Annotated in this window: 14 protein-coding genes and 2 pseudogenes; 6 read left to right on the top strand and 10 right to left on the bottom strand. The window is 61.5% G+C overall.

What is annotated here, in order from left to right; all coding sequences use genetic code 11:
- Together JHD64_RS19440 and JHD64_RS19435 are read right to left on the bottom strand one after the other, a co-directional pair.
- Positions 1 to 295, bottom strand: a pseudogene (locus JHD64_RS19440) (oxidoreductase); the annotation flags it as partial.
- Positions 292 to 984 (bottom strand): ABC transporter ATP-binding protein, encoded by a 693-nt coding sequence (locus JHD64_RS19435; RefSeq protein ID WP_110313758.1) that lies wholly within the window; start codon positions 982 to 984, stop codon positions 292 to 294. The pseudogene JHD64_RS19440 and the gene JHD64_RS19435, both read right to left, overlap by 4 nt.
- A 12-nt stretch (positions 985 to 996) precedes the next feature.
- Here JHD64_RS19435 and JHD64_RS19430 point away from each other — a divergent pair, with 12 nt between their 5' ends.
- Positions 997 to 1,584 (top strand): arylesterase, encoded by a 588-nt coding sequence (locus tag JHD64_RS19430; protein ID WP_059287014.1) that lies wholly within the window; start codon positions 997 to 999, stop codon positions 1,582 to 1,584.
- A 5-nt stretch (positions 1,585 to 1,589) separates the two neighbouring features.
- On the opposite strand, the gene JHD64_RS19425 is transcribed toward JHD64_RS19430, so the two are convergent.
- From JHD64_RS19425 to JHD64_RS19395, 7 genes are all read right to left on the bottom strand, one after another.
- Positions 1,590 to 2,846 (bottom strand): diguanylate cyclase, encoded by a 1,257-nt coding sequence (locus JHD64_RS19425; RefSeq protein ID WP_199055123.1) that lies wholly within the window; start codon positions 2,844 to 2,846, stop codon positions 1,590 to 1,592.
- Positions 2,843 to 4,063, bottom strand: coding sequence for a GGDEF domain-containing protein (locus JHD64_RS19420; protein ID WP_199055121.1), 1,221 nt, complete (start codon positions 4,061 to 4,063; stop codon positions 2,843 to 2,845). The genes JHD64_RS19425 and JHD64_RS19420 overlap by 4 nt, the downstream gene beginning before the upstream one ends.
- 119 nt (positions 4,064 to 4,182) lie before the next feature.
- Positions 4,183 to 4,797, bottom strand: coding sequence for a peroxiredoxin (locus tag JHD64_RS19415; protein ID WP_059287015.1), 615 nt, complete (start codon positions 4,795 to 4,797; stop codon positions 4,183 to 4,185).
- A gap of 234 nt (positions 4,798 to 5,031) precedes the next feature.
- Positions 5,032 to 5,301 (bottom strand): hypothetical protein, encoded by a 270-nt coding sequence (locus JHD64_RS19410; RefSeq protein ID WP_059287010.1) that lies wholly within the window; start codon positions 5,299 to 5,301, stop codon positions 5,032 to 5,034.
- Between the two features lie 114 nt (positions 5,302 to 5,415).
- Positions 5,416 to 7,218: an aspartate--tRNA ligase gene (gene aspS, locus JHD64_RS19405; protein WP_199055118.1), complete on the bottom strand. Its 1,803-nt coding sequence runs from the start codon at positions 7,216 to 7,218 to the stop codon at positions 5,416 to 5,418.
- Positions 7,219 to 7,298: 80 nt separating this feature from the next.
- Positions 7,299 to 7,964 carry a DUF502 domain-containing protein gene (locus JHD64_RS19400; RefSeq protein ID WP_059287008.1) on the bottom strand — a complete coding sequence of 222 codons (666 nt, stop codon included), beginning with the start codon at positions 7,962 to 7,964 and terminating at the stop codon, positions 7,299 to 7,301.
- A gap of 6 nt (positions 7,965 to 7,970) precedes the next feature.
- Positions 7,971 to 8,213 (bottom strand): FmdB family zinc ribbon protein, encoded by a 243-nt coding sequence (locus JHD64_RS19395; protein WP_059287007.1) that lies wholly within the window; start codon positions 8,211 to 8,213, stop codon positions 7,971 to 7,973.
- Positions 8,214 to 8,483: 270 nt separating this feature from the next.
- Between JHD64_RS19395 and fabI the strand changes: the two genes are divergently transcribed.
- From fabI to JHD64_RS19380, 3 genes are all read left to right on the top strand, one after another.
- On the top strand, positions 8,484 to 9,260 hold the full coding sequence (gene fabI / locus JHD64_RS19390) for an enoyl-ACP reductase FabI (protein ID WP_059287006.1): 777 nt from the start codon (positions 8,484 to 8,486) through the stop codon (positions 9,258 to 9,260).
- 61 nt (positions 9,261 to 9,321) lie between these two features.
- Complete coding sequence (locus JHD64_RS19385; protein WP_110313756.1) at positions 9,322 to 10,251, top strand: phosphate acetyltransferase; 930 nt, start codon at positions 9,322 to 9,324, stop codon at positions 10,249 to 10,251.
- The gene (locus JHD64_RS19380) at positions 10,248 to 11,405 is read left to right on the top strand and encodes an acetate/propionate family kinase (protein WP_199055116.1); all 1,158 of its coding nucleotides are present in this window, start codon (positions 10,248 to 10,250) and stop codon (positions 11,403 to 11,405) included. The genes JHD64_RS19385 and JHD64_RS19380 overlap by 4 nt, the downstream gene beginning before the upstream one ends.
- A 112-nt stretch (positions 11,406 to 11,517) precedes the next feature.
- On the opposite strand, the gene rpsT is transcribed toward JHD64_RS19380, so the two are convergent.
- Positions 11,518 to 11,781: a 30S ribosomal protein S20 gene (gene rpsT, locus JHD64_RS19375; protein ID WP_045847229.1), complete on the bottom strand. Its 264-nt coding sequence runs from the start codon at positions 11,779 to 11,781 to the stop codon at positions 11,518 to 11,520.
- Between the two features lie 123 nt (positions 11,782 to 11,904).
- On the opposite strand from rpsT, the gene murJ reads away from it, so the two are divergent.
- Positions 11,905 to 13,440 (top strand): murein biosynthesis integral membrane protein MurJ, encoded by a 1,536-nt coding sequence (gene murJ, locus JHD64_RS19370; RefSeq protein WP_059286576.1) that lies wholly within the window; start codon positions 11,905 to 11,907, stop codon positions 13,438 to 13,440.
- 22 nt (positions 13,441 to 13,462) lie between these two features.
- Positions 13,463 to 13,760: pseudogene (locus tag JHD64_RS19365) on the top strand (NADPH-dependent 7-cyano-7-deazaguanine reductase QueF); the annotation flags it as partial.

Below are 13,760 nucleotides of genomic sequence, written 5' to 3'. Positions count from 1 at the left end.
GGGCAAACACCATGGAAGGGAAACTGATATTGTCGGCCAGCTGCAGCCCGCGCCGCTGCGCCTCCTGGCGAATGGCTGCCGGTGCCGGCTGATTGCCATTGAGTACCAGATCGGCTGCCAGCAGCTGGGTGGCCTGGGTGGTCAGTGCACGCTCGACCCGGTCGGAAAAAAAACTCACGCTGGTCAGTGCCGTCACCGCCACCAGCAGGGCCAGCGCCAGAATGGTCAGTTCGCCGGAGACGATTTCGCGCCGCACAAAGCGGGCAGCCAGCAGCAGACGGCTCCACCAGCTCATGCCCGCGCTCCGTTCAGGCGGCCATCCACCAGGCGGTAAATGGCATCGCAGCGGCTGGCCAGTTCGTTATCGTGGGTCACCAACACCAGCGAGGTGTGTTGTTCGCTATTGAGCTGGAACAGCAGGTCGATGATCTGGCGGCCGGTGGCCGCGTCCAGATTGCCGGTAGGCTCATCGGCAAACAGGATGCCCGGATGGATGGCAAAGGCGCGCGCCAGCGCCACCCTTTGCTGCTCGCCGCCGGACAGGTGGCGCGGGTAGTGCCGCAGCCGCTGCCCCAGGCCGACATGCGTCAGCATCTGGCTGGCACTGTCGCGCGCGTCCTTGCGCCCGGCCAGTTCCAGCGGCAGCATGACGTTTTCCAATGCCGTCAGTTGCGGCATCAGCTGGAAATTCTGGAAGACAAACCCCACCTTGTCCCTGCGCAGCAATGCCCTGCCATCTTCATTCAGGCCAGCCAGCGACTGGCCGAACAGGGCCACTTCGCCGCTGCTGGGCTGGTCCAGCCCGGCCAGCAAGGACAGCAGGGTGGATTTGCCGGAGCCGGAAGCACCGACAATGGCCACACTTTCGCCCGGACCCACGGACAGGCTGGCCGCATGCAGGATATTCAGCGGTTCGCCGTTAAACACCACCTGTTTGGCCAGATTCTGCGCCGACAGCACTGCCTTGTTATCGATTGGAGTCATATGCCTTCTGCAATGGTCAACATTGTTAGCGTTCTGTGTGCCGCCCTGCTGGCACTGCCGGCCTCTGCCGCCACCATCCTGGTGATGGGCGACAGCCTGTCGGCAGGCTACGGACTGGCACCGGGCCAGGGCTGGGTCAGCCTGCTACAACAGGATCTGGAGCCACGACACCGGATTATCAATGCCAGCATCTCCGGCGAAACCAGCGATGGCGGGCTGGCACGCCTGCCGGAAGCCCTGCGCCGCCACAAGCCGGATATCGTGATTCTGGAGCTGGGAGCCAACGATGGCCTGCGCGGCCTGCCCATGTCCCGGCTACAGGACAATCTGCAACAGATGGTGAATCTGTCGCGGCGGGCGGCAGCGCGGGTGGTGCTGGTGGGCATGGCGCTGCCCAGCAACTATGGCCCCCGCTATACGGCGGAGTTCCGTGCGGTATACGACAGCATAGCCAAACGCAACCAGCTGCCCTATGTGCCGCTGCTGGTGGCCGGCTTTGCCACGGACATCAGCAAGTTCCAGCCGGACGGCCTGCACCCGGTGGCCAGCGTGCAAGCCACCATGATGCACACGGTCAAGGCCAAACTGCCACTGAAATAACGCGCCTAGCCGCTACGGCTGAACCGTTCCAGTGGCGGGGTGGCCAGGGCACTGGCCAGACAGACCCGGTTGCGTCCCTGATGCTTGGCTGCATACAGGGCCATGTCGGCCAGCTGCAGGCTGTGATTGACCGGGTCTCCGGGCTGGCAGGCCACCACCCCGGCCGACACGGTTTGTTGCCAGCTGGCCGGTAACGCTTCCCAGCGTGCCGTGGCCAGTGTGTGGCGGATGTCATCCAGCGCGGCGGCCAGCTCAGCCTCGGCCAGCCCGGCAGCCAGGATGACAAACTCCTCGCCACCATAACGGAACAGCTCCAGCCCCGGCGGCAGCAGGCTGGACAACTGCTGCACCAGTTGCTGCAACACTGCATCGCCCGCCTGATGACCAAAGCTGTCATTCACCTGCTTGAAATGATCCAGATCCAGCATCGCCAGCGCCCATTCGCGGCCGCTGGCGGCGCTGGCGGCGGCGTGGGCATCCAGCTGGCGGCGCAAGGCGCGCTGGTTGTAGCAGCCGGTCAGGGCATCGCATTCCAGCAAGCGCTGGCGCTCGGCAATCGCCTCGGTCAGCTCCCTTTGCTGTTGCTGCAGTCTTTCGCGCTTGACCGCCGCCTGCACATGCAGCTCGACCAGGTTTTCCATCATGCTCTGATTGGCATGGCGCAGTTTGACGGTATCGAACAAGGTACGGTGGAAACGGCCGAGAAAACGCCACTGCGCCGCCAGATACAGCAGCAGGCCGGCCAGTATCATCAGTTCCAGCCGCTGGCCAGGCACCAGCAGACTACACAGCGGATACGCCCAGAACGTGGCAAAAAACAGGGCATGGATATCCCGGCACGCTGCCATCATGATGCAGAGCAAGGCAAAAATGCCGGTCAACCACAGCAGCAGCAACAGGTGGTAGGGATCATCCAGCTGATGCGAATCCATCACCCAGATGCTGGCGCCCCACAGCAGGCAATTGGCCAGCAGACAATCACGCACCGCAGTGTAGTGCTGGAACACGCTGCCCGGATGCAGATCGGCGGCGCGGAAGCGGCGGATCACCCACCACAGCCGCCACTCGACCAGACCGAACAGCAGCAACCACAAGGCCAGATGCAAGGGCTGGGCATGCTGGTAGATGATGGCGACCAGAACAGGCAGGCCGCATACCACCGCCAGAATGGAACGATAGGCGATGTCGATGAAGTAACGCACCAGGTCGGCCTCTTCACGCCATCCGGCCTGCTCCTGCAACAAGGGAAGTACGGGCTTCATGCGCGGCCTTTCTCGGCAAGTGCTGCCGTCTGCTCCACCATCACCCGGTTGCGCCCTGCACGCTTGGCCACGTAGAGCAGATCATCGGCACGGCGGATCAGTTGTGGCAGATCCAGCCCGGCCTGCCAGGCCACCAGGCCGATGGAAACGGTCACCGGCCGCTGCCGGGTCAAGTCCGACCAGTCATGCTGCTGCAGGCGCAGCCGCATCTGCTCCAGCCGCGGCTGGGCCTGGGCCAGCTCCGCACCGCTGAGCAAGAGCATGAACTCCTCGCCGCCATAGCGCCCCAGGCTGTCACTGGCACGCAGCTCGGCGCCCAGCAGCAGGCAGGTCTGGCGCAACACCTCATCCCCCACCAGATGGCCAAAACCATCATTGATGGACTTGAAATGGTCCAGGTCGAGCATGGCCAGACAAAAAGGCTGCCCTGCCAGGCTGGCCTGCTCCAGCAGCCGCTCGCCCTGCAGCAGGATGGCACGCCGGCTCAGTGCGCCGGTCAGCGGATCATGCGCCACCAGCTCCTCCACCTTGACCAGGGCTTCATCCAGCAAGCGCCCCTGCTCTTCCAGCTGCAGATTGACTGCCTCCAGTTGCTGCTGCTGCGCCCCCAGCTCGTTCAGCAACGCAGCGTTTTCATCGCGTGCGACAAAGCTGTCGCGGATGATGCGGTGCAAGGGCCAGATCACCACCACCAGCGCCATGCCGTACAACAGGCAGGACAGCGCGGCCAGATACAGCACCGGCACCCCGCTGAGCAACAGCTTGAGCATGGCGCTCAGCACCAGCACCAGCAGCGCCAGGTAAAACAGGGGGCGCACGCTGAAAAAATAGGCGGCATAGGCGGCGGCCACGGCCGCCAGCCACAGCAGCACCAGCATCATGTACAAGGGATCATTGTCGGCCACCAGCCACCATGGCGCACAGCTCCACAGCAGGCTGATCAACAAGGTGGCACCACAAAAGCAGAGGAAATCGCGCTGGCTGAGCGACAGGTCAATCCGGTCTGGCTGCAACAAACGCAGCAGCAGCTGCCGATAACACAGCTGGGCACAGAGCATGCAGCCCCACCAGCCCGCCACGGCAGGCCAGGGCGAATGCATGAGCAGGGTCAGCGCCAGCAGGGCCGCGGCGATCATGGAAAAGGGCTGGGCATCAACGGTCAGGCGCAGCACATGCAAGCGAACTGCCGTTTCTACCCGCGATGAAGACAATTGCAAATGGGCCACCTGTTTATCGCTGTTTATTCCGGTATAGCAGGCCCAATGCAAAAACCCCGCCTGAAAGCGGGGTCCGGATGCCGATTGCTGCCGTCATGACGGCAGCGCAAGCAGGAAGATTACAGCTGGGCGGCGTTTTCAGCCAGGTAGGAAGCCACGCCATCAGCGCTCGGCTTCATGCCCTTTTTGCCCTTGTTCCAGCCAGCCGGGCATACTTCACCGTGTTCTTCGGTGAATTGCAGCGCGTCAACCATGCGGATCATTTCATCCACATTGCGGCCCAGCGGCAGGTTGTTGACCACCTGGTGCTGTACCACGCCGGCCTTGTCGATCAGGAAGGAGCCGCGGAAGGCCACGCCACCATCGGCTTCCACATCGAAAGCCTTGCACAGTTCGTGCTGGATGTCGGCCACCAGGGTGTAGCCAACCTGGCCGATACCGCCCTTTTCCACCGGGGTATTGCGCCATGCCGCGTGGGTGAACTGGCTGTCGATGGACACGCCGATCACTTCCACATTGCGGGCCTTGAATTCGGCCAGACGGTGATCAAAGGCAATCAGCTCGGACGGGCAAACAAAAGTGAAATCCAGCGGGTAGAAGAACACCACGGCGTATTTGCCGGCAGTGGCTTCCTGGAAGGAGTAGTTGTCAACAATCTGACCATCGCCCAGAACGGCGGAGAAGGTTTTTTCACCAGCGAAGAACGGTGCTTGCTTACCAACGAGTACGGCCATGCGGATCTCCTTGAGTTTCTTGATATGACAACGTTTGCGGTATCGGGCGATGCGCAAACGCTGCGGAATGCGGGGGCTTTATAAAACAGCCCGCCCATCATCGGCCAATTGTAAATCCATATCGTGTCGATAAAGTTTCGCAATAGCCGACTCGCCCTGCTGGCGATCCTTATCAGATGCGGGCGGCAGGCTTTGGTTTCAAGCCACCCGGCCCTTGGGCCTGGCTTGCCACGGTCAGGATTTCTCCTGCAGGCGGTGACTGGCACTGGCATCCAGCTCCAGGCCATATACCTCTTTGAGCTGGCGGATGCGCGCCAGCGACTCCTCACCAAACGCCACCTTGCCATCGAAGGCATGCAACACAATGCCTTCCAGCAAATCACCCAGGGTGATGTCGTGGTATTCCGCCATCGCCTTCAATACCTTGAGCAGGCGCTTTTCAATTTTCACCCCGGTCTGGGTGCGTTCCACCACAATGGCCTTGTTTTCTGCGACCTGTGTCATCTTGCTCTCCTTGAATGAATTATAATTTTACATATGTACACAGATAATTATCAAGAAAAATAAAAACGGACACCTTGGTGTCCGTTTTGCAGGCCATGTCAGGCAGGGTCAGGCTCAGGCAGCCGGTTCGGCTTTCTGACGCAGACGCAGGTTCAGTTCGCGCAGCTGCTTGTCGTCCACCGCATTCGGGGCGTTGGTCAGCAGACACTGGGCGCGCTGGGTCTTGGGGAAGGCAATCACGTCGCGGATGGACTCGGCACCGGCCATCAGGGTCACCAGACGGTCCAGACCAAAGGCCAGGCCACCGTGCGGCGGTGCGCCGAATTTCAGGTTGTCCAGCAGGAAGCCGAACTTGTTCTGCTGTTCTTCCGGGGTGATCTTCAGCGCAGCGAATACCTTTTCCTGTACGTCGGCACGGTGGATACGCACCGAACCACCGCCGATTTCCCAACCGTTCAGCACCATGTCGTAGGCACGTGCCAGGCAAGCACCCGGATCGGTGTCCATCAGGTCTTCATGACCCGGTTTCGGGCTGGTGAACGGATGGTGGCAGGCGGTCCAGCGGTCGGCTTCTTCGTCGTGTTCGAACATCGGGAAGTCCACCACCCACAGCGGACGCCATTCGCGCACGAAGTAACCATCCTTCTCGCCACGTTCGTGGCCGATCTTGATACGCAGCGCGCCGATGGCTTCGTTCACCACCTTGGCCTTGTCGGCACCAAAGAAGATGATGTCGCCGTTGTCGGCACCGGTACGCGCCATGATTTCTTCCAGCGCAGCCACCGACAGGAACTTGACGATCGGGGATTGCAGACCGCTGGTTTCGTCGTTGGTGATCTTGCTCTTGTCGTTGACCTTGATGTAGGCCAGACCCTTGGCACCATAGATGCCGACAAACTGGGTGTATTCGTCGATTTCCTTGCGCGACAGGGCAGCACCGCCCGGTACACGCAGGGCGACCACGCGGCCATTCGGCATATCGGCCGCGCCACGGAAGACCTTGAATTCTTCGGTCTTCATCAGGTCGGTCAGCTCGGTGAACTGCAGCGACACGCGCAGGTCCGGCTTGTCCGAGCCATAGAGGAACATGGCGTCGTTGTAAGTCATGCGCGGGAACTTGCCCAGCTCGACATTCATCACGTCGCGGAAGATTTCCTGCGCCATGTTTTCGGTGATGTCCATGATCTCGTCCTCGTTCAGGAACGAGGTTTCGATATCGATCTGGGTGAATTCGGGCTGACGGTCGGCACGCAGGTCTTCGTCACGGAAGCACTTGGTGATCTGGTAGTAGCGGTCGAAACCGGCCACCATCAACAGCTGCTTGAACAGCTGCGGCGATTGCGGCAGGGCAAAGAACTCGCCCGGATGCACGCGGGACGGCACCAGGTAGTCGCGGGCGCCTTCCGGGGTGGAGCGGGTCAGCATCGGGGTTTCGATGTCGATGAAGCCCTGCTTGTCCAGGTGGTTACGCACGCCCATGGCCACGCGGTAGCGCAGGCGCAGGTTCTTTTGCATCGGGGCGCGACGCAGGTCGATCACGCGGTTCAGCAGGCGCACGTTTTCCGAGATGTTCTCGTCGTCGATCTGGAAGGGCGGCGTGGCGGCGGTGTTGAGGATTTCGATTTCCTTGGCCAGGATTTCGATTTCGCCGGAAATCATCTTGCTGTTGGCGGTGCCGGCCGGGCGCTCGCGCACGATGCCGGTAATGGCCAGCACGTACTCATTGCGGCTGCTGTCGGCCAGCTTGAAGGCTTCCGGGGTATCCGGGTCGATCACCACCTGCACCAGGCCTTCGCGGTCGCGCAGGTCGATGAAGATCACGCCACCGTGGTCGCGGCGACGATGCGCCCAACCTTTCACGGTGACGGTCTGGCCGAGGTATTTCTTGTCAATAAGTCCGCAGTAGTCGGTACGCATCGGGTAACCCTTAGTATTGAATTCTGTATTGGTAAGTCTGAATGTCGTTCAGTGCACAGCCGGGCCAGACGCTGGATTGCCTAGCCCTGGCGATTGGATTCGTCCTGCCGGCGGGAGCGCAGCTCCTGCGGCGGTGGATTGGGTACCACCACCCCCATGGAGATCACGTATTTCAGCGCGTCGTCCACACTCATGGTCAATTCGCGTGTGTCACGCTTGGGCACCATGATGAAATAGCCGGAAGTCGGGTTAGGCGTGGTCGGCACATAAACGCTGACATGTTCTTCCTCGCCCATTTCCGCCAGCACCTGCGGTGCCGGGGAACCGGTCTGGAAGGCTACCGTCCAGGCGTCCTGATGCGGCCAGCGCACCAGCAGCGCCTTCTTGAAAGCCTGGCCGGAATCCGACAGCAGCGTGTCGCTGACCTGCTTGACGCTGTTGTAGATGGATTTGACGAAAGGCGTGCGCGACAGCAGCCCGTGCCAGAAATCCACCAGGCGCTGCCCCAGCACATTGGCGGCCAACATGCCGGTGCCCAGCAGCATCAGGAAGGCGAACACCACACCCAGACCGGGTATGCGGAAGCCGAACAGCTGCTCGGGCCGCCACTCGTGCGGCAGCAGGTTCAGGGTCTGGTCCAGCGAACCGATGATCAGGTTCAGCACCCACAGGGTGATACCCAGCGGCAGCCAGATCAGCAGGCCGGCCACCAGGTAGCCCCGTACGGTCATTTTGATTTGTGTCATGGGGTGTTAAGCGCACCCGCCGCCGCAAGAACCATTGCCGCAGCTGTGGCCACCTCCACCGGAGCTGCTGTTCTTGAAGTCGGTTTCATACCAGCCGGAACCCTTCAGCTGGAAGCCGGCAGCAGACAGTTGCTTGTGATAGTCGGCACTGCCACAGGCCGGACACTGGGCGATGGGATCATCGCTCATTTTCTGCAGATGTTCCTTGGCTGCGCCACAGGCAGTACAGCGGTATTCGTAGATCGGCATATTTCACTCCAACCATCATCTAAATGGCATAAATGGCGTATTTTTGCTACAGTGCACAATACGCTTTTACTGCAGTGCACAATAAACGCGTGGCCCTGACCTATGATGCAAAGTGCGGTCAGAGAAGGCAAACACAAGTCGCTTACCCACAAACCTTCGATTATATCCGACTGTCGCCGCAATACAAAAATGCTGTTTTCACGCACTCGCAACATCACGCTGCCACGATGACATCGACCTACTTGAAAAATGGTTTTACCAGAGGACTATATGGATAGCATCCGCAATATCATCAATGGCAAAAAAGGCCTGATTGTCGGCATTGCCAACGAAAACAGCATCGCCTACGGCTGCGCCAGCGTGCTGCGCGAACTGGGGGCGGAAGTCGCCGTCACCTACCTGAATGCCAAGGCGGAAAAATACGTCCGCCCGCTGGCTGACAAGCTGGAAGCCCCGCTGGTGATGCCGCTGGACGTGGAGCAGCCGGGCCAGATGCAAGAGGTGTTCGCCAATATCGAGCAACACTGGGGCAAGCTGGACTTCCTCATTCACTCCATCGCCTTCTGCCCGATGGACGACCTGCACGGCCGCGTCGTCGACTGCTCGCGCGAAGGTTTCCAGCAAGCCATGCATGTATCGTGCTACTCCTTCGTGGAAATGGCACGCCATGCCGAACCGCTGATGAAAGATGGCGGCTCGCTGATCACCATGAGCTACTACGGCGCGGACAAAGTGGTGGAAAACTACAACATGATGGGACCGGTCAAGGCCGCGCTGGAAAGCGTGTCGCGCTATATGGCCAGCGAACTGGGCCACAAGGGCATCCGCGTGCATGCCGTATCGCCCGGCCCGCTCAAGACCCGTGCCGCCTCCGGCATTGCCCACTTCGACCAGCTGATCGACGATGCCATCGCCCGTGCGCCGCAAAACAAGCTGGTGGACATCGAAGACGTGGGCATGACCTGCGCCTTCCTCATTTCCAATGCAGCCCGCAGCCTCACCGGCCAGACCATCTATGTCGATGGCGGCCATCACATCATGGCCTGATGCCACGGCGGCCAGCGCAAGCTGGCCAATCCCCTTTCCCGTTCGCGCCCGGAGACCATCCATGACCCGCGATGACAAAGCATTTGACGATATCCTGCAACAAGCGACCAATCAGGGTCCGCTGCCCATGGCCGTGGCCCACCCCTGCAGCCGCGAGGCGCTGCTGGGGGCGGTGGAAGCGGCCGAGCACGGCATTGCCACGCCCATCCTGATCGGCCCGCGCAGCCGCCTGAACAAGCTGGCCGAAGAACTGGATGTCGACCTCTCGCGCTACGAAGTGATCGACACCCCGCACAGCCATGCCTCGGCCGAACAGGCGGTCAAGCTGGTGCGTGACGGCTATGCCGACATCCTGATGAAGGGCAGCCTGCATACCGACGAATTCATGACGGAAGTGCTGGCCCGCAACACCGGCATCCGTACCGACCGCCGCATCAGCCATGTTTTCATCATGAAGGTGGAAAGCTACCCGCGTTATCTGTTCATCACCGATGCCGCCATCAGCATCGAACCCGACCTGATGACCAAGCGCGACATCTGCCAGAACGCCATCGACCTGACCCACGCCCTGGGCATCGCCTGCCCCAAGGTGGCCATTCTCGCCGCGGTGGAAACCATCAACCCGGCCATGCGCGCCACGCTGGATGCCGCCGCGCTGTGCAAGATGGCCGACCGTGGCCAGATCAAGGGCGCCCTGCTGGATGGCCCGCTGGCCTTCGACAACGCCATTTCGCATGAGGCCGCCGACACCAAGGGCATCGTGTCGCAAGTGGCTGGCGACCCGGACATCCTACTGGTGCCCGACCTGGAATCCGGCAATATGCTGGCCAAGCAGCTCACCTACCTGGCCGCGGCCTCCTCCGCCGGCATCGTGATGGGCGCACGCGTGCCGATTGTGCTGACCAGCCGCGCCGAAGACGCCACCGGCCGCCTGGCCTCCGCCGCCGTGGCCAATGTCCTGGCCCATCGCCGCCGTGGAGCCAGCCAGTGATCAAGGCCCTGATCGCCGTCAACGCCGGCTCCTCCACCCTCAAGTTCCGCGCCTACGCCATGGATGGCGGCGCCCTGCTGATGCGCGGCCTGATCGATCACTTCGGCCAGAAGCACACCAGCCTCAGCCTGCACGACACCCTGCACCAGCAGCTGGAAGAGCGCGAGCTGGGCGATGACAGCCGCGCAGCGGCGGTGGCCGCCATGATCAATACCCTGGCCGATCACGGCATCGCCGTCGCCGCCGTGGTGCATCGGGTGGTGCATGGCGGCAGCCGCTTCCACGCCGTCACCCGGCTGGATGAAGACAGCTGCCAGGCACTGGAAGCCTTTATTCCACTGGCCCCGCTACACCAGCCGGTGAGCCTGCAGGTGATCGCTGCCTTCCGCACACTCGACCCCACGCTGCCGCAGCTGGCCTGCTTCGACACCGCCTTTCACGCCAGCCAGCCCGAGGTGGCCACCCGCTTCGGCATTGCCCGCCACTGGCATGAGGAAGGCGTGCGCCGCTACGGCTTTCACGGTCTGTCCTATGCCTCGATCACCCGCAAGCTGGCCAGCCTGGGGCTGGCCGATGCGCGGGTAGTGGTGTGCCATCTGGGCAGCGGCTCCAGTGCCTGCGCCATCCAGCAAGGCCGCAGCGTGGCCTCCAGCATGGGTTTTTCTGCCGTAGATGGCCTGATGATGGGCACCCGTCCGGGTTATCTGGACCCGGAAGTGGTGCTGTACTGGATGGAGCACGAAGGCATGGGCGTGGGCGAGGTGCGGCGCGAGCTGTACAAGAATTCCGGCCTGCTGGGCGTATCCGGCGGTCTGTCCGCCGACATGCGCGAGCTGCTGGCCAGCAGCCTGCCGGCCGCGCGTGAGGCGGTGGAGCTGTTCTGCTACCGCATCGTGCGCGAAATTGCCTCGCTGGCCGCTGCCATGAAGGGACTGGACGCCATCATCTTTACCGCCGGCATCGGCGAGCATTCGGCAGAAGTCCGTGGCCGCGTGCTGGGCCAGCTGGGCTGGCTGGGCTTTGCCGCCGATCACGCGGCCAATCTGGCCCATGCCCGGCAATTGACCAGCAGCGACAGCCTGCATCATGCCTACGTACTGGCTACCGACGAAGAAGGGGAAATGGCCAGCCAGGCCTTTGCCCTGCTAGGCTGAAGCACGGGTCGTGGCAATGGCGCAACACCCCTGTGGCTGCGCCGGCGCGGCAAACACAAAAGGCCCCGCAGTTGCGGGGCCTTTTTGCGTATTCGTCAGCGCTGGGCTGGGATCAGGCCATGGCCTTGATCTGAGCAGACAGACGGCTCTTGTGACGAGCAGCCTTGTTCTTGTGGAACACGCCTTTGTCAGCGATACGATCGATTACTTTGGTGGAAGCGTGGAACACAACCTTGGCCGCAGCCTTGTCACCACCTTCAATTGCCTTGAGCACTTTCTTTACTGCAGTACGGAACGCAGTACGCAGGCTGGCGTTATGCGCGCGCTGCTTAAGGGCTGTGCGTGCACGCTTGCGAGCTTGTGCGCTGTTAGCCATGAATCTTTCTCCTGATGAGCGGAATCTGAAACCCGCGATTCTAAGCCTTAAACTCAGGTTTTGCAACAATAAACCCGCCAGCGTAAACTAGCCGGCTTGCTCAACCCGCCCTCCCCCCAATAAATGAACCTGCTCAAGGCTCTGGCTGCAGTCAGCAGCATGACCATGGTGTCGCGCATTCTCGGCCTGGTCCGCGACACCCTTATCGCCCGCGTCTTTGGCGCCGGCATGGCGGCAGATGCTTTCAATGCCGCCTTCAAGATTCCCAACATGTTGCGCCGCCTGTTCGCCGAAGGGGCGTTCTCCCAGGCTTTCGTCCCCATTCTGGGCGAATACAAGAACCAGAAAACCGAGGCCGAAACGCGCGAATTCGTGGCCAAGGTCACCGGCGTGCTGGGCTCGGTACTACTGCTGGTCACCGCCATCGGCATGCTGGCTGCACCGGCCATCATGTGGATTTCCGCCCCCGGCTTTTACCGCGAACCGGCCAAGGCCGCGCTGTTTGCCGACATCCTGCGCGTGTCCTTTCCTTATATCTTTTTCATTTCGCTGTCGTCGATGACCGGCAGCATTCTCAATAGCTGGGGCAGGTTCTCGATTCCGGCCTTCACCCCCACTTTTCTCAACCTCAGCTTCATCGTGTTTGCGCTGTTTTTCACCCACAGCTTTCACCCGCCCATCATGGCCATGGCCTGGGCGGTGTTTGTCGGCGGGCTGATCCAGCTGGTATGGCAGCTGCCCTTCCTCAAGCAGATCGGCATGCTCACCATGCCCATCTTCGACTTCAAGGATGCCGCGGTATGGCGGGTGATCCGCCAGATGGGCCCGGCCATTTTCGGGGTATCGGTGGCGCAGATTTCGCTGCTGATCAACTCCACCTTTGCTTCCTTCCTGCCCACCGGCAGCGTGTCGTGGATGTATTACGCCGACCGGCTGATGGAATTCCCCTCTGGTGTGCTGGGCGTGGCGCTGGGCACCATCCTGCTGCCCTCGCTGTCCAAGCATGCCGCCAGCAAGTCCGACAGCGAATTCAGCGTGTTGCTGGACTGGGGCATCCGCCTGTCACTGCTGCTGGCAGTACCGGCCACCGTGGGCCTGGGACTGCTGTCCGGCCCCTTGCTGTCCACCCTGTTCATGTATGGCCGCTTTACCGCCCACGATGCGCTGATGTCGCAGCAGGCGGTGATTGCCTATTCGTTTGGCCTGCTGGGGCTGATTCTGGTCAAGGTGCTGGCACCGGGCTTTTATGCGCGCCAGGACATCAAGACGCCGGTGCGCATTGCGCTGATCACCCTGGGCTGCACCCAGCTGATGAACCTGGCCTTTGTCTTCCCGCTCAAGCATGCCGGGCTGGCGCTCTCCATCGGCCTGGCCTCCTGCCTGAACGCCAGCCTGCTGCTGTCCACCCTGCTCAAACGCAAGATCTACCAGCCGCAAGCCGGCTGGAGCAGCTTTCTTGGCAAGATGGCCCTGGCCATCCTGGCCATGGCCGCCGTATTGCTGGCACTGCAATGGCTGCTGCCCATCCACTGGGACGGCCACGCCTGGCAACGCGTATGCTGGCTGACCTTGCTGGTGGTGGCCGGCGCCATCACTTATTTTGCCATGCTGTTTGCGCTGGGCTTCCGCCCGCGCCAGTTCATGCGCCGTGAACATTGATCCCGTTTTGACTGGAGTCTTTATGCAACCCCAAGCCATGTCACCGGAACAGTCCCCGCTAGGCAAGACCGTCAGCTATCAGGACCAGTACGACGCCAGCCTGCTGTTTCCCATTCCGCGCCAGATGAAGCGCGATGAAATCGGCGTGGATGAACAGGCGCTGCCCTTTGCCGGGGTGGATATCTGGACCGGCTTCGAGCTGTCCTGGCTGAATGCACGCGGCAAGCCGCAGGTGGGCATTGCCACCTTCCGCATTCCGGCCGACAGCCCCAACCTGATCGAATCCAAATCGTTCAAGCTCTACCTGAACAGCTATAACC

This window comes from Aquitalea sp. ASV15 (assembly GCF_016429115.1).
Classification (GTDB): Bacteria; Pseudomonadota; Gammaproteobacteria; order Burkholderiales; family Chromobacteriaceae; genus Aquitalea; species Aquitalea magnusonii.
The sequence above is the reverse complement of the archived record's forward strand: the minus strand, read 5'-3'. Positions and strand labels throughout refer to the sequence as shown.